19 protein-coding genes are annotated in these 19,895 nt (G+C 54.2%); 8 read left to right on the top strand and 11 right to left on the bottom strand.

Annotated elements, in window-relative coordinates; genetic code table 11:
• Positions 1-323: 323 nt before the first annotated feature.
• The gene (locus tag LBW89_RS27800) at positions 324-2,069 is read right to left on the bottom strand and encodes an ABC transporter ATP-binding protein (RefSeq protein WP_148455790.1); all 1,746 of its coding nucleotides are present in this window, start codon (positions 2,067-2,069) and stop codon (positions 324-326) included.
• Positions 2,070-2,285: 216 nt separating this feature from the next.
• Between LBW89_RS27800 and LBW89_RS26065 the strand changes: the two genes are divergently transcribed.
• From LBW89_RS26065 to LBW89_RS26055, 3 genes are all read left to right on the top strand, one after another.
• Positions 2,286-3,662 (top strand): ABC transporter permease, encoded by a 1,377-nt coding sequence (locus tag LBW89_RS26065; protein ID WP_148455972.1) that lies wholly within the window; start codon positions 2,286-2,288, stop codon positions 3,660-3,662.
• Positions 3,663-3,675: 13 nt separating this feature from the next.
• Entirely contained in the window at positions 3,676-5,157 is a 1,482-nt protein-coding gene (locus LBW89_RS26060) for an ABC transporter permease (RefSeq protein WP_148455788.1), read from the top strand.
• 128 nt (positions 5,158-5,285) lie between these two features.
• Positions 5,286-7,109: an ABC transporter substrate-binding protein gene (locus LBW89_RS26055; RefSeq protein WP_148455786.1), complete on the top strand. Its 1,824-nt coding sequence runs from the start codon at positions 5,286-5,288 to the stop codon at positions 7,107-7,109.
• A gap of 66 nt (positions 7,110-7,175) precedes the next feature.
• Here the strand turns inward: LBW89_RS26055 and LBW89_RS26050 are convergent, their stop codons facing one another.
• The 3 genes from LBW89_RS26050 to LBW89_RS26040 are packed head-to-tail and all read right to left on the bottom strand — an operon-like array spanning position 7,176 to position 8,790.
• Positions 7,176-7,655, bottom strand: a complete 480-nt coding sequence (locus LBW89_RS26050; RefSeq protein ID WP_225040825.1) for a nitroreductase family protein — start codon at positions 7,653-7,655, stop codon at positions 7,176-7,178.
• 35 nt (positions 7,656-7,690) lie between these two features.
• Positions 7,691-8,290 (bottom strand): nitroreductase family protein, encoded by a 600-nt coding sequence (locus tag LBW89_RS26045; protein ID WP_225040824.1) that lies wholly within the window; start codon positions 8,288-8,290, stop codon positions 7,691-7,693.
• A complete protein-coding gene (locus LBW89_RS26040) occupies positions 8,287-8,790 on the bottom strand; it encodes a MarR family transcriptional regulator (protein WP_148455784.1) in 504 nt (167 codons plus the stop codon). Before LBW89_RS26040 ends, LBW89_RS26045 begins: the two co-directional genes overlap by 4 nt.
• Before the next feature lie 216 nt (positions 8,791-9,006).
• Here LBW89_RS26040 and LBW89_RS26035 point away from each other — a divergent pair, with 216 nt between their 5' ends.
• Genes LBW89_RS26035 through LBW89_RS26025 form a run of 3 tightly spaced genes read left to right on the top strand, consistent with a single transcriptional unit; the run spans position 9,007 to position 12,186 of the window.
• The gene (locus tag LBW89_RS26035) at positions 9,007-9,402 is read left to right on the top strand and encodes a GntR family transcriptional regulator (protein ID WP_148455782.1); all 396 of its coding nucleotides are present in this window, start codon (positions 9,007-9,009) and stop codon (positions 9,400-9,402) included.
• A 2-nt stretch (positions 9,403-9,404) separates the two neighbouring features.
• Complete coding sequence (locus tag LBW89_RS26030) at positions 9,405-10,505, top strand: DUF1648 domain-containing protein (RefSeq protein WP_148455780.1); 1,101 nt, start codon at positions 9,405-9,407, stop codon at positions 10,503-10,505.
• A gap of 58 nt (positions 10,506-10,563) precedes the next feature.
• Positions 10,564-12,186 carry an alpha/beta fold hydrolase gene (locus tag LBW89_RS26025; RefSeq protein WP_148455778.1) on the top strand — a complete coding sequence of 541 codons (1,623 nt, stop codon included), beginning with the start codon at positions 10,564-10,566 and terminating at the stop codon, positions 12,184-12,186.
• Between the two features lie 398 nt (positions 12,187-12,584).
• Here the strand turns inward: LBW89_RS26025 and LBW89_RS26020 are convergent, their stop codons facing one another.
• The 4 genes from LBW89_RS26020 to LBW89_RS26005 all read right to left on the bottom strand — a co-directional run bounded on the left by LBW89_RS26020 (position 12,585) and on the right by LBW89_RS26005 (position 15,142).
• Complete coding sequence (locus LBW89_RS26020; protein WP_148455776.1) at positions 12,585-13,385, bottom strand: alpha/beta fold hydrolase; 801 nt, start codon at positions 13,383-13,385, stop codon at positions 12,585-12,587.
• Positions 13,386-13,405: 20 nt separating this feature from the next.
• On the bottom strand, positions 13,406-13,903 hold the full coding sequence (locus tag LBW89_RS26015) for an SRPBCC family protein (RefSeq protein WP_148455774.1): 498 nt from the start codon (positions 13,901-13,903) through the stop codon (positions 13,406-13,408).
• Between the two features lie 39 nt (positions 13,904-13,942).
• Positions 13,943-14,257, bottom strand: coding sequence for an ArsR/SmtB family transcription factor (locus LBW89_RS26010; RefSeq protein WP_148455772.1), 315 nt, complete (start codon positions 14,255-14,257; stop codon positions 13,943-13,945).
• A 138-nt stretch (positions 14,258-14,395) separates the two neighbouring features.
• Positions 14,396-15,142: an IclR family transcriptional regulator gene (locus tag LBW89_RS26005; protein ID WP_148455770.1), complete on the bottom strand. Its 747-nt coding sequence runs from the start codon at positions 15,140-15,142 to the stop codon at positions 14,396-14,398.
• 260 nt (positions 15,143-15,402) lie between these two features.
• Here LBW89_RS26005 and LBW89_RS26000 point away from each other — a divergent pair, with 260 nt between their 5' ends.
• Positions 15,403-16,437: an alpha/beta hydrolase gene (locus LBW89_RS26000; RefSeq protein WP_225040823.1), complete on the top strand. Its 1,035-nt coding sequence runs from the start codon at positions 15,403-15,405 to the stop codon at positions 16,435-16,437.
• 63 nt (positions 16,438-16,500) lie between these two features.
• On the top strand, positions 16,501-17,778 hold the full coding sequence (locus LBW89_RS25995; protein ID WP_148455766.1) for a Fe-Mn family superoxide dismutase: 1,278 nt from the start codon (positions 16,501-16,503) through the stop codon (positions 17,776-17,778).
• Between the two features lie 96 nt (positions 17,779-17,874).
• Here the strand turns inward: LBW89_RS25995 and folE are convergent, their stop codons facing one another.
• The 3 genes from folE to LBW89_RS25980 all read right to left on the bottom strand — a co-directional run bounded on the left by folE (position 17,875) and on the right by LBW89_RS25980 (position 19,874).
• Positions 17,875-18,468, bottom strand: coding sequence for a GTP cyclohydrolase I FolE (folE, locus tag LBW89_RS25990; protein WP_148455764.1), 594 nt, complete (start codon positions 18,466-18,468; stop codon positions 17,875-17,877).
• Positions 18,469-18,514: 46 nt separating this feature from the next.
• Positions 18,515-18,751, bottom strand: coding sequence for a YneF family protein (locus LBW89_RS25985; RefSeq protein WP_225040822.1), 237 nt, complete (start codon positions 18,749-18,751; stop codon positions 18,515-18,517).
• A gap of 88 nt (positions 18,752-18,839) precedes the next feature.
• On the bottom strand, positions 18,840-19,874 hold the full coding sequence (locus LBW89_RS25980; protein ID WP_148455760.1) for an HD-GYP domain-containing protein: 1,035 nt from the start codon (positions 19,872-19,874) through the stop codon (positions 18,840-18,842).
• Positions 19,875-19,895: the final 21 nt, after the last annotated feature.

The following is a 19,895-nucleotide window of genomic DNA, read 5'->3' as shown; positions in this document are numbered from 1 at the left end:
CCCCTGAGAATTTTTTACAGTCTACTTCCTATAGACGGATTTCACCAGGGGAAAGTTTCAAAACGAGCCATGAAACCAAAAATCTAACGGACGCTATAGCCGCTATATCGGCAAAAAGCGCTCTTTCCGCAATCTAACGGACGTATTAGCGCCTATTCCCCTCCATTTCCATCAAAATGGTCGATGATCGCTTAAATAGCGGCTGCTATTTCCGTTAGATTTTAAAACCGGCCTTTTGTGCGGGAATAGCGGCTATTATTTCCCTTAGACATGATCCTCGGGCCGCTTAAGCCTTGCTATTAATTTTCACAAATAAAGCTCCCTCATGCACCAGGCTCCGCAACGGCCACCCAATGCCCGGGAACGATCTCCTGCAAGCGGGCACGCTCCACCTTGTAGAGGTCTTCTCCCGAGAACTCCCGCAGAGGGTCTCTTCTCTTCAGAGCCTCGGATTTAGGGTCGGGAAGGGGGATGGCCGAAAGCAGCGACTTCGTATAAGCATGCAGCGGATTGGAGTACAGCTCCTCGCTCTCCGCCAGCTCCACGATTCTCCCCCGGTACATCACGGCAACGCGATCACTGATATGCTTGACCATGGACAGATCGTGTGCGATGAACAAATACGTCAGCCCGAGCCGCCGCTGAAGCTCCTCCAGCAGTTGTACGATCTGCGACTGAATCGAAACGTCGAGCGCGGAGAGGGGTTCATCGCAGACAATAAACTTGGGATTCACAGCCAGCGCCCGGGCAATCCCAATCCTTTGCCTCTGTCCCCCGGAGAATTCGTGGGGATAGCGTTCCGCACTGGAAGGATTCAGACCGACCTGATCCAGAAGCTCCTCCACCCGCTTTCTCCGTTCTGCCCGGCTCCCGGCCAGCTTATGTACGTCCAGCGCCTCCCCGATAATGTCCAATACCTTAAGACGAGGATTCAAAGAAGCGTACGGATCCTGAAAAATAATCTGCATATCGCGCCGCAGCGTCTTCATCTCCGCCCGCGTCATCCGGTTTATCGCCATTCCGCGGTAAAGGATCTCCCCGCCCGTCGGCTGGTGAAGGCGGAGGATGGCGCGCCCGGTCGTGGATTTACCGCTGCCGGACTCACCCACCACCCCCAACGTTTCCCCCTCTCGGATGGAGAAACTGATATCGTCGACCGCCTTCAGCACCCTGCCGCGCCCAAGATCGAAATACTGCTTGAGCGATTTCACCTCGATCAGCGGTACGTCCGGCTCCGCGTTTTCCCGGCGGATCGGGGCGGGTTTCGCCTTCTTCGGCTCATTCAGGCGGGGCAAAGCATGGAGCAGCTTCCGGGTGTACGGATGGGACGGATGCTCAAAAATGCGCTCCGTTGTTCCCGTCTCGACCACCACCCCCTCCTTCATGACCACGACGCGGTCGCACATCCCGGCGACCACCCCGAAGTCATGCGTAATCAGGATGATCGAGGTACCCAAACGCTGCTGCATGTTCTTCATCAGGTCGAGGATTTGCGCTTGGATCGTCACATCGAGGGCCGTGGTCGGCTCGTCCGCGATCAGCAATGCCGGGCGGCAGGCCAGGGCGATCGCAATCATGACGCGCTGGCGCATCCCCCCGGAGAATTCATGGGGATATTGATCAAACCTCGTCTCACTGTCCCCGATTCCCACCCAATTCAGCATTTCGAGCGCCTGTTGTCTGGCTTCTTTCGCCGACAGATTCCGGTGTTTTATCAAGCTTTCGGAAATCTGTTCACCGATTTTCATCGTCGGATTCAACGAAGTCATCGGATCCTGGAAGATCATGCCCATATCCCGTCCCCGGATGCTCTCCATCTCTTTTTCCGAGTACTCGGCCAAATTTTTCCCCATAAACAGAATCTGTCCCTCTTTAATTTCCGAATTTGCGGAGGATAACAACCGCATAATCGCCCGGGCGGTCACGCTCTTGCCGCTCCCGGATTCGCCCACGATCCCCAACGTCTCTCCCTTCCCCACTTCAAAGCTGACGCCCCGGACGGCTTCCGTTTCTTGATGCCGGTTTCGGAAGGATACGGATAACCCTCGAACTTGCAATAACGGTTCCATGGTCACACCTGCCAATTCTACAATTCTATAATTTTGAAGCAAATTTAGTAATTGACATAAAAAACACCCTAAAATAATATATACTATATCGATCGGAATAATGCAATTATTGACAAATGAGGAGGCCTGTAAGCCTTGGAAATCGCGAAAGAACCCCAAATTCCCATTCGAAAAAATTCCAGGTTATCGCGCCGTGCCGGCACCGCCTTCAAAAAAATGACCCTGACTCCCGCGTCCAAATACCTGTTGCTGGTGCTGGGCGCTCCGGTTGCTCTTTATGTGCTCGGCTTATTCTTATACCGCAGGCGCCGTGATCCCTATAATGCGCTGCGAAAAGAGACCGAAAACGAGCTGCTTGCCTTGGGGCTCAAAGCCAAACTTAAAGCGGAGGCCGTCGATCAACTGGAACGGAAACATCGTTTCTTCGGACGGACGGTCAGCCGGGATCGGACGATGCGGGAAGCCGAGAAGATTTCCCATGAGCTGTTTCTCCAACAGGTCCGGGAAGAAACCGAAGCTAGGCTTGCGAGGAAGAACCTGACGCGAGAGGGTTATTTTCACACTTTTCAAAGCCTGTTGAATAACCCGGTATTTCTGGTCCTTACGTTAATTCCCGGGATTCTGATGTACATATGGATCTTTTTGCACAGTCAGCCTTATCTCAAATTCGTATTTGACCGATTGGTTATGAGCCTGTTCGTCATCTTGGGGGTTTCGGTACTGGTGTTTACCCTGCTTCACCTTTCGCCCATGAACCCCGCCGCGAACATTCTCGGAGAGACGGCCACGGAGGAACAAATCCGGCATTTCAACGAAATATACGGTCTCGATCAATCGTACCTTGCCCAACTTTGGAACACCTTGAAGGGTATCGTTACCTTCGATCTGGGCAAATCGTTCTCGGGCAACGAGCAGGTCACGGCGACCATCGCGCGCAAGTTTCCCGTTACGCTTACGCTGACGCTTATTTCGCTGGTCTTCGCCGTATTGATCGCCGTACCCGCCGGGATCCTGGCGGCGGCCAAACGAAATTCCTTCTGGGACTACTCCTTCATGTTTATCGCGTTGATCGGCTTATCGATCCCGAATTTCTGGCAGGGGCTCATCTTTATTTTGAATTTCTCGATCAAGCTCGATTGGCTCCCGGCCACCTTCAATCCGCAAAACGCGCTGTCTTATATCATGCCGACCATCGTGCTTGGAACGGGGCTCACCGCCGCGGTCGCCCGCATGACCCGCTCCTCCATGCTTGAGGTCATTCATGAGGACTATATTCTTACGGCCAAGGCTAAGGGTCTCGGCAGGCGGCAAGTTCTGTTAAAACATGCGGCACGCAATGGCGTCATCCCCGTCGTCACCGTGATCGGCCTGCAGTTCGGGGGGATGCTGGGCGGCTCGGCCGTGACGGAAAAAGTATTCAATATCAGCGGGATCGGCAGCTATATCGTGGACAAACAGTTCATCCCCGATATTCCCAGTATTTTGGGCGGCGTGATATACACGGCCATTACGATTTCACTGGTCAATGTCATCGTCGATATCTTGTACGCCTTTACCGATCCGCGTATCCGAACCAAGATGAAACAACAGTAAAGCAGGTGAAACCATGACCAATACAAGCTTGAAACTATCTCCGGAGTACAGGGATGCGGTCTTCTCCGGCATAGCGTCCTTGATCTTGACGGGGATACTGCTGGCAAACAGCTATGATGTTTCGAACCGGAGCCTTAAATTGCCGGGACTTATCCTATCCTTGGCCTACTTGTTCTTCACTGCGCTTCAGGCTGTCATCATTTTGTGCATCCGAAGGGATCTTCTGCGGCGGGGGAGCCTGCGTCGATCGACGCGAGCGCTCGGGTTTATTCAGCTGATCAGCCTGCTCGGGGGGAATTTGTTTACCGCCGTAACGGCCTTTCATTTGGTGAAGGAGCGCAAAAACACGGAATACACGCTGGCCGTCTATTCCTTTTTGACCGGCTTGTTCGTGATCGCGATCTCCGCCCTGAACCTGTTTAAGCCCTACGTATCGGACACCTTTCTTCCCGCCATGATCGGCTTGGTCGCGGTGTCCCTGGTTCACTTCGCGTCTCTGCTGATCGTCGCCAAGTACGCCGGCGGCGAGCAATCGCCCGCGTGGCTTGTATGGCCCGCCGGCCTGCTCATGCTGAGCTCCCTGACGGGCAATTTGTTCGCTCTTCTGCTCGGGGTGCAGCTCCTGCTTCGAGTCCGCAACGCCGGAGGCTTTTCACGGGGCAAATGGGAGGAAATCTGGGAAAAGCTCGTCGCCAATTCAACCGCGATGCTCGGCATGTTCTTCATCGTATTTCTGTTCTCCCTGTCGATTTGCAGCTATTTTACGTTTGACTACGCCATGGCGACGGAGAACAATTACGCCGCGATACTGCAGCATCCGAGTTTGACTTACCCGCTCGGGACGGATAATTTCGGCCGGTGTCTCTTCTCCCGGATTGTATTCGGAGCGAGGATCTCCTTGATCGTCGGCCTGATTTCCACCGCCATCCCCGTCGTGGTCGGCGGGATTTTAGGGGCCGTCTCCGGGTATTACGGGCGGCATACGGACAATATCATCATGCGCTGTCTGGATGTGCTGTACTCTATTCCGGGCATTCTGCTCGCCATTGCGATTATCGCCGCTTTTGGAGCCAACACGGTCAACCTGATTCTGGCCCTGAGCATCGGCTCGATTCCGACCTATGCCAGGACGATGCGCGCCAACGTCATGCTCGTCTCCACTCTGGAATATGTCGAAGCGGCGAGGGCTCTGGGCACCGGCGACCGGGTGATCATCTTTAAGCATATCGTTCCCAACTCCCTCGCCCCCATGATCGTCAAGGCTACCCTGACCATCGGGTCCGCCGTCATTTCAACCAGCAGTCTCAGCTTTCTGGGGCTCGGCGTTGAACCGCATATTCCGGAATGGGGCCACATTCTGAAACTCGGCAGCACTTATCTGGAGTCCCACTCCTATCTGGCGGTTTATCCCGGGCTGGCGATCATCGGCCTGGTTCTGGCCTTCAACTTTTTCGGAGACGGCCTAAGGGACGCACTGGATCCAAAACTCGGCTGAAGCCGGGTTATCGACATCGACCGCCTAGTTTAACTTGATTTAGCTCGATCCGTCCGGATGCTTTTCATTTTTCCCCATGAAAAATGAATTCATATAAAAATTAGAAGTGTGAGGAGGAACCACCGCTTATGAAGAAAAATCTGATGTTAGCCTTATTGATGACCGTCGCCCTGATCGCCGGCGGATGCTCGGTCCAAACCAAGTCCGATGTCGCAAACAAACCGAAAGACGCGGAAACGGAGGCGGTCACCGACTCGTCCCCCGTTGACATTGAGCTGCTGGGCATGAGCTCCAATGAATCGGATCTGAATATCATCCGGGATCAGTTAACCAAAAACGGATTTAACGTCAAACTCAACATTCAGCCGGACTACGGCAGTTATAAGGCTCAGCAGGACGCCGGAAATTTCGATATCGCCCATTCGAGCTGGACGACGGTAACGGGGAATCCCGATTACGCGGTCAGATCCCTGTTCAAAACCGGGGGGGACTACAGCATTTTATCCGATCCCGAAATCGATAAGCTAATTGACAAGGCCGCAACGGAAACGCCCGAACAGTACAAAGAGACCTATAAGCAGTTGGAACAGCGCCTCGTGTTCGATAAAGCTTATATCGCACCGCTCTACATTTCCTTGAAAAGCCAAGCCGTGAACAAGGACATTTTGAATCCCGATACCGTCCGACTGTCCAAATCGCGGGCGTTGGCTTGGGAGAGCATCGATTTTAACGATACGTCCAAACGGGATAAGGACCCTCTCATCCTGACCCAATCGGCCTCGGTCTTGACGTCCCTCGATCCGATCAAGGGGAACGACGGGTCGATCAATCAGTTGAACACCAACATGTACGTCAGGTTAATCAACCTGACCGATGACGACAAGATCACTTCGGACGGATCACTGTCCCATAATTACAGCATCGCCGAGGGGAATTCGGAGTACTATTTTCTCCTGCGGGACGATATCAACTTCGCCAAGATCGAAAATAAAAAGGCCGTCGACACCGGCGAACGGGTAGGAGCGGACGATGTGATCTTCTCCCTCAACCGGGCCAAGGACAAAAATTCCGTACCGGATCACCGCACGTACAGTTTGCATGAACACATTAAAACCGTGGAGCTGGTCACGGACCCGGCGGCTTTGGAAGCCATCAAGCCGGCCGGGGGCGGCGGAACCGTCAAAGAAGCGCTGGAAGCCGGGCTGGAAACGAAGATCAAGCAGCTCGTCGCCGACAAACGGGAGGCCGATAACAAAGCCGGGAAATACCAGGTGATCAAATTGACGACCACCGAGCCGTTCCCGCAGGTGCTGAACTATCTGGCCCACCAGTCCGCCGGAATCGTGTCGAAGAAACAGGTGGAGAGCATCAACACCTACGATGTGGCCACGTTTGACGTGAACAAAGATATCCCTTACGGAGATCAGAATACCGTCACGGAGGGAAGCCAGTACAACAATACGCTGTACGCAAGCGGCCCTTATATTCTGTCCTACAAGAACGATTATGAAGGCGTGTTTTACAAAAATCCCGGATACAGAAAAGGGAGCGATTACGCACCGAAAATTTCGACGGTGAAAGTCCGCTTTATCGCGGAGGCCGACAGCGCTTTGTCCGCGTTACGGAGCAGCGAAATCCATCTTTACTACGGTGTGCCGGAAACCAAGTATGATCTGGTCAAGGGCGACAGCAAGCTCAAACTGCAAACCATAGAAAGCAACGGTGTCAGCTACCTGCTCTTTAACACTGGGAACCGCGAGGTTGCCAAAAGCGAGGATTTGCGAAAAGCGGTGCTGTATTCCATTAATCAAGACGAAATTTTGGCCTTCTACAACGGCAATAAAATCAAGGCCGTATCGACCGTCAGCCCGCTCGTGAAAACCGGAAACGAAGTGACCGCCGATCCGGCGAAAGTGAAAGAGTTCCTGGGCAAATATAAAGCGGGCAAGTAACGCAAAAGACTGCTCCTCCATCCTCGTTGGTGGAAGAGCAGTCTTTACTGTTTTTTTAAGAAAACCTTAGATCCTGTCGACTTTGAACGCCGGCGCGGCCTCGGTGACGAAGCCCTCCCGCGAAAATGGGCCGTCCTGTCCCAGTTCCAAAACAGCGACGAGGCGCTCTTTTTCCCCAACACCGTAATCCCGGCTTAATTGCGAATCATAGAACCATTCGCGCATCGTCCATTGGACGCCGAACCCTTTCTCCGCGGCGAGCAGCACGAAGTTTTGAACCAGGCAGCACACGGCGGCGAAGTCCTCTTTCCGTTTATGCGGGTCCGCGTCCTCCTTCATGACGACAAGCAGATACGCGGAGGCCGGATTCTGCAATTCGCCATGGAGTCTTCCGGGTTTGCGGTCCGCATAGATAAATCGCCAGGGCTCCCGAAGCCCGTCATTAGGGGCCCAGACTGCATCGTTCAGCAGTTCCAGCACCCGATCCCGGGAAATGGCTTCAAGCTCATTAATTCGCTTCGGCGCCGATAATGGAAACCAATTCATTGCCACCCTCCTTCGCCCTATGCAGGGCATGCTGTTCAACCTTCAAATACGGACCATTTTTGTTCGGCAGGCGTGCGGGGCCGGGCTTTGGGGGCCTTGTCGAAATAGCCGATGTGCAGAATCCCCGCTACCCGCTCATGTTCCCCGAGGCCGATCCTGCGAAAGAAAGTCTCATTATGAAGCATCGGCTCCGTATCCCAAAGCATGCCCAGGCGTTTCTCCCAGCCCAGCAATTGTAAGGTCTGCATCAATCCGCAAACCGCGGCGTAATTGCGCTCGCTGCCGATTCTGTCGGCGGGATCGATCCGGTAGATCACGACCAAATGGGCGGGAATGGAAACGAATCTTTTTTTCAGGCTCTCCTTCAACCGGGCGGGCAGCAGTCTCCCCCAACCGTTCCCTGTCATCTGCTCCAGCAGCGCGTCGACGAGCCGCTGATTTGACCCCGGATTATCGGCGAGCAGGCATCTCCAGGTTACCGGAACACCCAACGGGTTCCATCGAGCCGCCGTTTCCAGCAGTTCCAGGATCAAATCGCCGGATACCGGTTCGCTATTAAACTTCCGAATACTTCTCCGTTCCCGAATCAGTCGGGAGATGCTTGCGGTACCGGAACTTTCCCGTTCTTCCGTCATGGGTTCGCCCCCTCCTCCATCCTTTGCTCCAATTCCATGCTGTAATCCAGCAAAAAATGCTGTATAGTTCGCAATTCTTCCTCGGAATACTGGTCCAAAAAGCGAAAAAACCGCTCTTTCTCCTCTTCATGCAGCCGCAGGTGCAAACGAAAAATTTCCTTCCCGGCCGGAGTAATGCGAAAATAGCTCTCCTTCTTGTTGTCATTCAGTTGGGTTCGTGTCACCCAACCCACTTCCAGCAGCTTGCCCGTTATTTTAGTGATGCTCGCTTTCGACAGCTCCATCATCTCCGCAATCGCCGTGCTGTTGATCGGCTCGTGGCGTCCAATGCAATCCAGGACATGAACGGCGGTGAGATTGAGATCAAATCCCTTGATGTTTTCCAGTTGGCAAAGCTTTTGGAAATGGACGATTTCCGTTCCGGACAAGCGTTCATGCTGATGAACGAACTTCAAATAACCTTCATGGAGCTGTGATTTAATCCTTACGTTTGGACCCACAGATATGTTCTCCTTTCAAATCGACATAAAATAATTTACTAGTAAACATGATTAAAACAAGAAAATCCTCTATTTATTAACGTTTATAATTTACGTGTAAACAATATTACCTTATTTGATGGGGTACTTCAACTCTTCCGCTTTACTTCTACATATCTATCTGTTATATTATTTGTATAACAGTTATAACAATGAAACGAAAGAAGGAGGAGCCTCTTGATCATTGAGCTTGATTTACAGTCGGAGATCCCCATTTACACCCAACTGGTGAATCGGATCATCGAAGGAATCGCCAGCGGCCGGCTTCTGCCGGGAGAACCGCTGCCGTCCGTTCGGAACCTGGCCTCCGATATCGGGATCAATCTCCACACCGTCAATAAAGCCTACACCTTGCTTAAGCAGGACGGCTATATCCAGGTCCACCGCCAGCGCGGTGTAGTCGTTCATCCCGACGGCATGCCTCCGGTCACGCCGGAATTTGCGGAGAAACAGCAAAGCACCTTGCGGCCTATCGTCGCCGAAGCGATCTGCCGCGGGATGAAGCTGGATGACCTGCTTCTGCTCGTCAGCACGTTATATCATGAAATCAAACAACCCGATGAGGTGAATTAACTATGCAAACTCTGTCCGTCATCCTGCTCGTACTTATGCTGCTGCCGGTTGTGCTCTCGCTCTCGTTCATGCCTTATTTGACCCGAGAGACGATCAGCTTTGGCGTTACCGTCAGCGAAGAAACCTACCGCAGCGAACCGCTGCGCCGGATGCGTCGGTCTTATGCTGCGGTCAGTCTCATCCTGCACGGCATCCTGCTTATCGCGGGTCTCGTCATCCTGCTGCAGCCGGGAGGAGCCGCAGCCCAAGGCACGGTATTTGCGGTTGGAATCGGCCTTATGGTGGCGATTTCGATCGTGCTCAACCTCGTTTTTCACCTGAACATGAAGAAACGCCAACCGTCACTGCCTTCGGCTCCGGCTGAAAAAAGCAAAATCATCATCGATACCGAATTCCGCCGGAACAAACTGATCTGGTCCAACACCTGGTTTCTCGTTCATGCCGCGATTATTGCGGGAAGCGTCCTGCTCACGCTGGCCAATTACGATGCCATTCCCGATCAAATCGCCATGAAATTCGATTTTGCGGGAAATGTGACCCGGTTTGCCGATAAATCGGTGCAGACCGTCCTTTTTCCAAACTTTATGCAAGTGGTTATGACGCTTCTGTTTCTGTTCATTAATTGGAGTATTCACCACAGTAAGCAGCAAACTTATGCCGGGGATCCCGAGCGGTCCGTACGCCAAAGCACGCTGTTTCGCCGCAGCTGGTCGCTGTACACCTTGATTTCCGGGCTGGCTATGGTCCTGCTGTTCTCCTTCATTCAGCTTAATATGCTGCATCCGATGGACACGGATCTCATTATGCTGATTAGCTTGGCGGTGCCCGTCTTTGTCGTCCTGTTTGCAGCCGTGCTCTCCTTTGTCACGGGGCAAGGCGGCAGCCGGATCGGCCGCAAACGGGACGCTTCCGCGGTACAACCGGCCAATGACGACCGCTACTGGAAGCTGGGCGGTGTTTACTATAATCCGCAGGACCCTTCCATCTTTGTGGAAAAAAGAATGGGTATCGGCTGGACGCTCAACTTTGCCCATCCGGCCGGCTGGATTATTTTGGGCGGCTTGCTGATCGTCATTGCGGTAGCCGCCCTGATCTCGGGTTAATCCTTTACGGATTCACTTATATAACATTGGATTCATTCTTAAGGAGGAGGAACAATTCATGTCGAAAAAAAATACCTCGGTAAAAACGGCGGCTTCCATCGCGCTGGCGCTTAGTTTGACCCTTCCTGCGGCATCGGCCTTCGCCGACGCTTCGGCCGGGTCTTCCCAGAGCGGGACCGCTCTGGTTCCCGTAAGAGAAACGGCTTCCCGCCTCGGCGCGGCAGTCGATTGGAATCAAGCCGAACAAACCGTAACGGTTACCAAAGGAAGCCATACCCTGATTCTCCGGATCGGCCAGAAGGAGGCCCTGCTTGACGGAAAGCCGCTCGTTTTGCGCGAACCCGTCCGGGTCGTCTCCGGTCAAACCTTGGTCGACGCCGCCTCCCTGGCCGAAGCGTTCCAGGATACGAAGGAAACGACCGAGGGACCGGCCGACGCTTTCATCGCGAAACTCCAAGCCGGCCAAGGGGCCGAAGCCGCCAAGCTGCTCAGTCCCAATCTGGCTCCGGCTTTACCGGCCGAACTCCTGAACCAAGTATGGGGCAGCTATGAAAAATTGTTCGGACCGGTGAAGCCGAACCCATCCCGCTCCGAAAGCTCCAATGCGGTGCATCGCAATGTCGCCTATACCTTCCAGGCGACCATCCCGTTCAGTCTGACCGTCCGTCTGAATGCGGCGGGCCAGGTGGACGACTTCTATGTGGCGGGCGTGACGCCTTCCACCTACCGGAAGCCGGCCTATGACAACGCCGCCCTATACACCGAGCGGGAAGTCAAAGTCGGCGAAGGGGCCATGGCCCTTCCCGGCACATTGACGCTTCCGGCCGGCGGTGAAGGCCCGTTCCCGGCCGTGGTACTGGTGCACGGCTCCGGTCCCCATGACCGTGATTCCACGATGGGCGGAGCCAAGCCTTTCCGCGACCTGGCCGTAGGGCTGGCTGCACAGGGCATCGCCGTCCTCCGGTACGACAAAGTCACCTATGAGCATACCGCCAAGTTGTCAACGGACGCGAAATTTACGCTGAAGCGGGAGAGCGTGGATGACGCCATTTCCGCGGTTAAGCTGCTGAAGAACACCGCAGGTATCGACGCTTCACGCATCTATGTGGCCGGGCACAGCCAAGGAGCGTTTGCGATGCCGATGATCATAGATGCGGACAAGGACGGCAGCATCGCCGGCGCGATCCTGTTGTCCGGGCCAAGCGGCAAGTTCGCCGATCTGCTTGCGCTGCAGCAAAAGGAGCTAGTCTCCCGCGTGAAGCAATCCGGCATGGACGCCGCACCTTACGAACAGCAGGCGGCCCAATACACCGCGATCGCGGATATGGTGAACGACCCGAAATACACGGTCGACAACATGCCCAGCCAATTCCCGCTGCAGCCGGCTTACTGGTGGTTCGAGCAGAAAAACTACGTTCCGGCCGAACTGGCGAAAAAGCAGACCGGCCCGCTGCTGATCCTGCAAGGGGAAAACGACTGGCAAGTTCCGGTCAGCCAACTGGAAGGCTGGAAACAGGCGCTCAAAAACCGCGGCGACGTCGAGTACAAATCCTATCCGAAGGTCAATCACCTGTTGACCGAGTTTGACGGGATTTCCACCGGAGCGGAATATGTTCAACCTAACAATGTAACGAAAGCTATCATCGATGATATGGCGAGCTGGATCAAGAAAACCAAATAGATAGCGAAAAAAATAAACAAGGCTGCCTTACGGTTACGGCGGCCTTGTTTATTTACATAGGTTGAACTATTGATTTGCATATTAGACAGCGGTGTAAAGGGCTCTTTCACACTCTTGATCTGCAACTAAGGGGTGGGTTCGAATTAGCGGGAATCCTTCCCGTTAATTTGGCACGTATGCGGCTGCAGAGGCGAATTAGCTGGAAAACCTCCCGCTAATTCGTCTGAAATGTTGTATATCGGCAAAAAGGCCGCGAAATAGCTGGAGTTTTTCCAGCTAAATCCGATCGAGGGGCCAAAAGCGGTACATTAACGGGATATTTTCCCGTTAATGGTGTAGACTCAGACGCCCAACGCCAATTCTTTAGTTCAACCTAATATAGCAGGTTTTTATGGCAGTTAAGCCTTGAAGCAAACCGCAATCTCCTCAGCCAGAGCCGCCGGGGCCATCACGACGGCCGAGTGGTCCTGACCGGCCATTACGCGATATTCCGCGTTCGCCAGCAGTTCGACGAGCGCTTTGGCAGAACTGTGCAAAAACGAAGGGGATTTTTCACCGCAAAGCACATGAACGGGAACATCCACGCTCCAACGTCCCTTAGGCAAAGGCTGCCCCGATTGAGTATCGCCCATCACCATTCCATCATAAGCCAGCGTATGGGCAAGCTGCTCCATGGCCTTCCAGGAAGGGTCGGCTTTCATATACTCCACAAATTCGCTCGGCACGCCTAACGCCTGTGTTAAAAAATACTCCACCGCCCCGCTCCGATCACCGGCATCCACCAATCGATTCAGGTGCTGCACATAGTCGCTAGGCACCGGGGATCGGCCGTCATCGACAATAAACGGCGGTTCGTATAAACAGACTCCGTCGATCCCCTCCTTCAATCGGCTTGCCGCCTCAAGGGCCAATACGGCGCCTGACGAGCTGCCGAAAAGCAGGGCCGATCCACCCGACTCCGCAATCAATGCCTGAATGTCCTCCACTTCACGTTCAACCGTATAGGAAGCCGCATCCGTACTGGCGCCTCTTCCCCTCCGATCATAGTTGTAAACCGTAAAGTGTTCTCCCAACCGTTCCGCCAGCTGTCCCGCATCCCGGTGATCCGCGGCTGCGGAGGCCACCAGAATAAGAGCCGGTCCTTTCCCTTGCTTGTCATAGGCGATTTGGATACCGTCTTTCGAAATAACATGGTTCATCTTTAAATTCCTCCTTATTTTTACTTTCCGCTAAAATGATCCTCAAGACGGTTTATCGTCTCCTGGTAACCTTCGATCATGCCCATGGCTTCCGCCTTTTCCAGTTCCTCGGCTTTTGAAAATTGCGTAGTTATCGTAAGCCGCGTTCCCCCGGTCTCTTCTTCAAACGTAACGAGGGTAGGCATTTCGCTCCCCTTCACGACATTCCATTCCCGGTCGGTGAAGGAATCGATATAGGCAAGCCGGATCGGCTCGCTTATTTCGCTATATGTAGCCAGACAATAAGCGGTATCCCCGTTTCCGTCCACGGGAGACAGACTATAACGCCATACCCCTCCCGGCCTTACATCCATCTCATAAACCCGGGCAGCGAAGTTGCCGGGGCCCCACCAATGGACGATATGCTCGGGTCTAGTCCAGCCCAGCCAGACCAATTCCCGCTTCACAGGCAAGAAACGTTCGATAATCAGCCTCCTTCGCTTCTTGTCTTTAATGACCACGGTCTTTCTCCTTCTCAAGTACACTTCCTCCTTAAAGGTTGTTAAGCAAAAATCACGCTACTCCTTTCCTTGAATTCCGGTTAAGTAATCCTCCAGATGGTCGAGACGTTCTTCCCACAAGCTGCGATACGAATCGAGCCAAGTGTCCAGCTCCTTAAACGGCTGCGCTTCCAGACTATAAATCCGCTGCTGCGCCTGCCGACGGACACTTACGAGGCCCGCTTCGCTTAAAATCCGCAAATGGCGGGATACCTGAGGCTGGCCCATCTTTAGCTCCTCTACGATGTCGGTAACCGAACACGGGCCGTTCTTCAGCAGTTCTATGATGTTAAAACGGTTAGGCTCGGCAAGAGTCATCAAAGTAAGTTGCATTGTAGAAGTGTTCATAACACAAATATACACTAAAACATATATACATGTAAATATATATACTTGCAAAAAAATATCCCCCTCCGACAGCGCTAACCTTACTATCGAAGCGGGATACCCCAATTCAACTTTCTAAGGAATTTAAGTATGAATCATCATGCCCATCTCCCGGGCCGCCTCGATCAGCACCGGAGCCATCTTCTCCAGCGTTTGGGGGGAAAGGCGGCTGACCGGCCCCGAGACCGACAAAGCGGCCGCGACCCGGCCGTTTCGGTCAAAAATCGGCGCAGCGACCGCAGCCGCTCCAGGTTCGCGCTCCTCGTAGCTGGTCGCATATCCGGCGCGTCGAATCTCCTCCAGTTGGGACATATATGCCTCGCGGTCGACCGCGGTCGGCCAGTCCGGGCTGTCCAGCACGGCCCTCAGAACCGCGTCCTCGGCGTAGGCGACCAGCACCTTGCTGGAGGCGCCGACGAAGAGCGGCAGCCGGGCGCCGACCTGGGCCACCCGGCGGATGGCCTGGTTGCTCTGCACCGCCTGAATCCGCAGCCGGTCCGTGCCGTCCCGCAAGTAAAGGCTGACCGTCTCCCCGAGCCGGTCGCGCAGCTGTTCCATCTGCGGCAGCAGCAAAACCGCCGGGTCGTCATTGTGGGACAAATGCGCGGACAGCTCCCAGATTTTCAATCCGAGCCGGTATTTGTCCGTCGCCGGATTACGGATGACGAAGCCTCGCTCCTCCAACGTCGTGAGCAGCCGGTGCACCGTGCTTTTGTGCAGTCCGATCGCTCCCGCAATCTCGCTTAATCCGAGGTCGCTGTCCTTCGTAAAGCACATTAATATATCAAGCGCCCTCTCTACGGCGCGAACCGTCAATTTACGGTCCTCCATCGGGACCACCCTCCTTACGTTTCACTCCATGAAACACGGTTACATAAATTATAATGAAGCGAATGGGAATCCGTCAACGCGTTCAAAGCCAAATATCCCCGTCGCATTGACACAAAGAAAAACACGACTTACGATATTTTTATGTTATTCGTCCCTATTCGACATTTTCCGATTGTCCGAAAGGACATCGGGTTATGTATTTTATTGAGGTTTTCCATGCATAGAAATAAAAAAACGCGATTCGACGAGGAGGGGAGAACATGAGCCAAAGCAGCCGCGGCGATCTTCCCGTGCAATCGGGATTCAAAGAGAACCCGAAAAAAGAAGCCCCTACGCTCGAACTCAAACCTATCCGGTTAAAGCACGTGATCGTCGCATTGCTCCTGTCGATATTATTTTTCCTGATATTCTGTTTCATTTCCCTTCACGGCTATATCGCCTGGGTGCTTTCGAACCCTACGGTCGCTCCGCTGTATTCGAATCCGAAGCTCTCCAAAAATCTGGACTACGAGGACGTATCCTTCCCAGCGGCCGATGGCAGCCGAATGATGCAGGGATGGTATATTCCCGCCGGCGGCGACTCCGCCAAGACGATCGTGTTCAGCCACGGCTACGGGGCGAACCGGGAAGAAGCCTGGATCCCGATGTATGACCTGGCCCACTACGCGCATAGTCTGAACTTCAATGTACTGATGTTCGACTATGGCTTTGCCGCTCAAAGCAACAGGGAAGTCGCCACGGGAGGCAAAAAAGAAGCCCAGCAGCTGCTCGGCGCGATCCGGTTCGTCAAGCAGCGCGGGAATGAGGAGGTGATCGTCTGGGGCTTCTCCATGGGGGCGGGCACCGCCCTGCAGGCGGCCTTGACCAGCAAAGACATCGACGGCATGATCTTGGACAGTACGTTCCTTCTGGAGCCGGATACGATGTATCATAACATCCGTCAGCATATCGATCTGCCCCGCCACCCTTCGCTGGAGATCATCGGGCTGCTGCTGCCGGTGCTGAACGGCACGAGCCTGCATCAAATTCCGTATACGGACGTCAAGTCGGCGGACTATCCTTTTCCCACGCTGTTTATCCATGGAACCAAGGATGAGAAAGCCCCTTACCCGATTGCGGAAAAATTGGCGGAAAACCAGTCCAATCCCGCTTCCGGCGTATGGATCGTGGAAGGCTCGCATCATGAGCTTATTTTCCGTGAGCATCCGAAAGAATATCTGCGCCTGGTATCCACCTTCCTTAGCCGGGTAAGCCGGGATCAAGACCCGGCCAAAACCGAGCCCGTTACAAAATAGCATAGGCCAAACCTCCCGCGGAATAGACTGGTTACAACGATATTACCGAGGAGGTTTATCCTGATGCTGTTCGTATACGGGCCTTATTTGCCTGTCCGGATTCTCGAAGAGATCCGCTTTTGGAAAGAGCAGGAAAACGAGCACACCGATGTCATCAAAGCCATCATTCCCGGTCTGGAGCCGATGTTCGTCAAGCTGCTGGACGAGTGGAAACAAGTTTTCGCGGCAACCCAGGAAGCGGCGGACCGCCTTCTCCAACATGCCCTGGCCTCCAAAGAGGCGGCATGCGATCCCCGGTTGATCCGGGAAACGGAGCGGATTCTGGAGGTGTCCTTCCGCCAATCCCAAGAATTTATCCGGCAGCTGTACTATCTTCTCGATCAAAGCGCCGCCGCCAAAGCCGCCCCTCTGGCCAAAACGGTGCTGCTGCATATTATCCGCGAATCGGAATATTTCCTCGGCGTATTGGAAACGCTGAACCGCCCGGGACAAATCGCGAGCAGCATGGCCGGCGCTCCGCCGTTCCTCGACCCTTACCGCCAGGGCGAAGCGGACCAGAATCCCGCCGGGTCTTTTTCGGCCGCCGACGCTTCCCCATCGGCGGGCATCAGCTTTTCCTCCCCAACCCCGGCCACTCGCGACGAACCGGCCGACCGCAAAGAGCCGGCGGGAGAAGCGGGTAACGTTGAAGGGACACTGCGCCCGAAGGCCAATCCCGTCCCGATCGGCAAACACACCCTCCCCCCGCTCCCGTACCCGTACAACGCGCTTGAACCTTATATCGATGAAGCCACGATGCGAATCCATCATGACAAACACCACAAAACCTATGTCGACGATCTGAACAAGGCGGAGCTGAAGCTCCAGGAAGCCCGCAAAACCGGCAATTTTGATCTGGTTAAGCATTGGGAACGCGAGCTGGCGTTTAACGGAGCCGGCCACTATCTTCACACGATTTTTTGGGAGACGATGAATCCGCAGGGCGGCGGCCGGCCGGAAGGTCCGCTGCTCGAACAGATCAAACGCGACTTCGGCAGCTATGACGCCTTCCACAAGCAATTCTCCAACGCGGCCGAAAAGGTCGAAGGCGGAGGCTGGGCCATCTTGGTGTGGAGCCCGCGCAGCCACCGCCTGGAGATTCTGACCGCGGAGAAGCACCAGAACCTGTCGCAGTGGGATATCGTCCCCCTTCTTCCGCTGGATGTCTGGGAACACGCCTATTATCTGAAACATCAAAACCGGCGCAAAGACTACATCACCGATTGGTGGAACGTCGTCTACTGGCCCGCTGTGGCGGAACGTTACGAACAGGCCAGAACCTTGATGTGGCCGCCTTATTGAGCCGTGTCGAATTGCCCTTCGGTTTCTGGCAAAAAAGGGTTGTCCCCCACGGCCGTATGCGCCTGGGAACAACCCTTTTTTATAAACGAACTGGAACTACTCTTTGATGAGGGACAGAAATTCCGCTCTGGAAGCGGCATCACTCCGAAATGTACCGCGCACGGCCGAAGTTACCGTTTTGCTGCCCGGCTTCTTCACGCCCCGAGCGCACATGCAAAGATGCTCGCCTTCCACGACGACCATGACCCCTTGCGGCTTCAGCACCTCGTCGATAATGTCGGCGATCTGCGAAGTGATTCGCTCCTGTACCTGCAAACGGCGGGTAACCGCCTCCACCAAGCGGGCCAGCTTGCTGAGCCCGGCGATCTTGCCGCTCGGAATGTATCCAATATGCGCTTTGCCGAAGAAAGGCGCCATATGGTGCTCGCATTGGCTGTAATAGACGATATCCTTGACGATCACGAGCTCTTCATGATTCTCATCGAACGTCACTCCCAGCACATCGCGGGGATCCACCTCATAACCGCCGAAAATCTCCTCGTACATCCGGGTCACCCGGGCCGGTGTTTCCAGCAGCCCCTCCCGTTCGACGTCCTCTCCGATGAGCTTGAGAATCTCGCGGACATGATGTTCAATCTGCTCACGGTTGCTTTCTACCCGGGTATTGACGTAATCTTTAACTCCAGACATTTAGCGCCTCCTCCTTTCCGTCCAGCCGATTTCCAGAATGGCCCGCTTATTTCTTTCTGCGTTTCCCGCCAGCAGGCGGTATTTGGCCTTGATTCTTCATCATTTGCTGGGCACGCTGCATCTGCTTGCTGTTTAAATTATATCCCATCTGTTTCGCCATTTTCTGCAGCATCTCCGGATCGCTTTGCATCTTCGTCAGCTGTCTGCGCAAATAAAAGACTCCGATGAGAAAGCCGCCGACCAAACCGACGATAAGCGTAATAATAGGAATTACGATATCCATATTGTTAGCCACCCCTGTGTCAAAAAATCATGCGTCAAGCCATTCAGCCAGCACACTCAACATATCATAGCATTCAAAACCAGGCTATTCAAGCAAGAACCGCCTCGATAAACACGGTCGTTTCCGTGGCCAGATCCACTTCTTTGACTTCCATCTCATCGCCGGCTCCCCTGACGATCCGGACGGCAGGCCGCCCGGGAAGGCCGCGGTGCTGGCGCACCACAACGCCGGTTTCTTTCGTGGACAGCCGTACCGCGGTGCCGGTCGGATAGACCGAGACAATACGGGTAAACTCCACGAGGACATCCCTGTCCAACAGTTGTTCGGAACAGGCCATCAACTCCTCGCAGGCCTCATGCGGCAGCATCGGCCGCCCTTTCGCGTCCCCGCCGCCGATCAGGTTGTCGTACATATTGGCGGCGGCGACGATTTTGGCAAACAGATGAATCTCTTCCCGCTCCAAGCCTCTCGGAGCCCCCGTCCCGTTCAGGCGTTCATGATGCTGGAGCGCCGTATGGGCGATAAGCAAATTAAACTCGCGCTTTTGCTTTAAAATTTCGTATCCCCGCCAGGTGTGATGATTTTTGGGATCCTCGGGATCGGCGTGATCCGGAAGCGGTTTTCCTTTGCCGATATCATGCAGGAGGGCACCGATCGACAGGTCCTTCAGCTGCCCTTGATTCAGACCGAGGTTAAGCCCGATCATCGCCGAAACCAGACATACGTTCACCGCGTGCAAATATGCCGCATTGTCCGCCGTCCGAATCTCCGTTAACTGAAGCAGGACATCCTTGTGATTCAGAATATCCCGAAGAAGCTGATCCACGGAAGCGCTGATCTTCCGCGGGTTCCAATCTTTGCCCGAACGAACGGCGTGCAGCGTTTCGCTCATATCCTTAAACACCGCTTGTTTCGTCGACTCGCTGAGCACATCCTCGATCTCGATATCCTCAAAGGCGGAATCTTTAATATACAGCATCGTAACGCCGATTCTCTTCAGGGTGTTAATCATGTAAACCGTCAATTGAATTCCCGCGGACAGAAGCACTGTCCCGTTGGCCGAATACACGGTTTTCCCCAACAGTTGACCCGGTTCGATATCCTCCACGCTGATAAATCTCATGTCTTGTCCTCCCAGGCCTAG

Source organism: Paenibacillus sp. alder61, from assembly GCF_020179875.1.
Classification (GTDB): Bacteria; Bacillota; Bacilli; order Paenibacillales; family Paenibacillaceae; genus Fontibacillus; species Fontibacillus faecis.
This window is presented reverse-complemented; position numbering and strand designations above follow the sequence as displayed.

Excerpts from the sequence above, each read along its gene's own strand:
- LBW89_RS26025 (WP_148455778.1), top strand. The coding sequence starts at position 10,564 with ATGTCGAAAAAAAATACCTCGGTAAAAACGGCGGCTTCCATCGCGCTG.
- LBW89_RS27800 (WP_148455790.1), bottom strand. The coding sequence starts at position 2,069 with ATGGAACCGTTATTGCAAGTTCGAGGGTTATCCGTATCCTTCCGAAAC.
- LBW89_RS25995 (WP_148455766.1), top strand. The coding sequence starts at position 16,501 with ATGCTGTTCGTATACGGGCCTTATTTGCCTGTCCGGATTCTCGAAGAG.
- LBW89_RS26010 (WP_148455772.1), bottom strand. The coding sequence starts at position 14,257 with ATGCAACTTACTTTGATGACTCTTGCCGAGCCTAACCGTTTTAACATC.
- LBW89_RS25980 (WP_148455760.1), bottom strand. The coding sequence starts at position 19,874 with ATGAGATTTATCAGCGTGGAGGATATCGAACCGGGTCAACTGTTGGGG.
- LBW89_RS25985 (WP_225040822.1), bottom strand. The coding sequence starts at position 18,751 with ATGGATATCGTAATTCCTATTATTACGCTTATCGTCGGTTTGGTCGGC.
- LBW89_RS26050 (WP_225040825.1), bottom strand. The coding sequence starts at position 7,655 with ATGAATTGGTTTCCATTATCGGCGCCGAAGCGAATTAATGAGCTTGAA.
- LBW89_RS26055 (WP_148455786.1), top strand. The coding sequence starts at position 5,286 with ATGAAGAAAAATCTGATGTTAGCCTTATTGATGACCGTCGCCCTGATC.
- folE (WP_148455764.1), bottom strand. The coding sequence starts at position 18,468 with ATGTCTGGAGTTAAAGATTACGTCAATACCCGGGTAGAAAGCAACCGT.
- LBW89_RS26000 (WP_225040823.1), top strand. The coding sequence starts at position 15,403 with ATGAGCCAAAGCAGCCGCGGCGATCTTCCCGTGCAATCGGGATTCAAA.
- LBW89_RS26005 (WP_148455770.1), bottom strand. The coding sequence starts at position 15,142 with ATGGAGGACCGTAAATTGACGGTTCGCGCCGTAGAGAGGGCGCTTGAT.
- LBW89_RS26065 (WP_148455972.1), top strand. The coding sequence starts at position 2,286 with ATGACCCTGACTCCCGCGTCCAAATACCTGTTGCTGGTGCTGGGCGCT.
- LBW89_RS26030 (WP_148455780.1), top strand. The coding sequence starts at position 9,405 with ATGCAAACTCTGTCCGTCATCCTGCTCGTACTTATGCTGCTGCCGGTT.
- LBW89_RS26045 (WP_225040824.1), bottom strand. The coding sequence starts at position 8,290 with ATGACGGAAGAACGGGAAAGTTCCGGTACCGCAAGCATCTCCCGACTG.
- LBW89_RS26060 (WP_148455788.1), top strand. The coding sequence starts at position 3,676 with ATGACCAATACAAGCTTGAAACTATCTCCGGAGTACAGGGATGCGGTC.
- LBW89_RS26020 (WP_148455776.1), bottom strand. The coding sequence starts at position 13,385 with ATGAACCATGTTATTTCGAAAGACGGTATCCAAATCGCCTATGACAAG.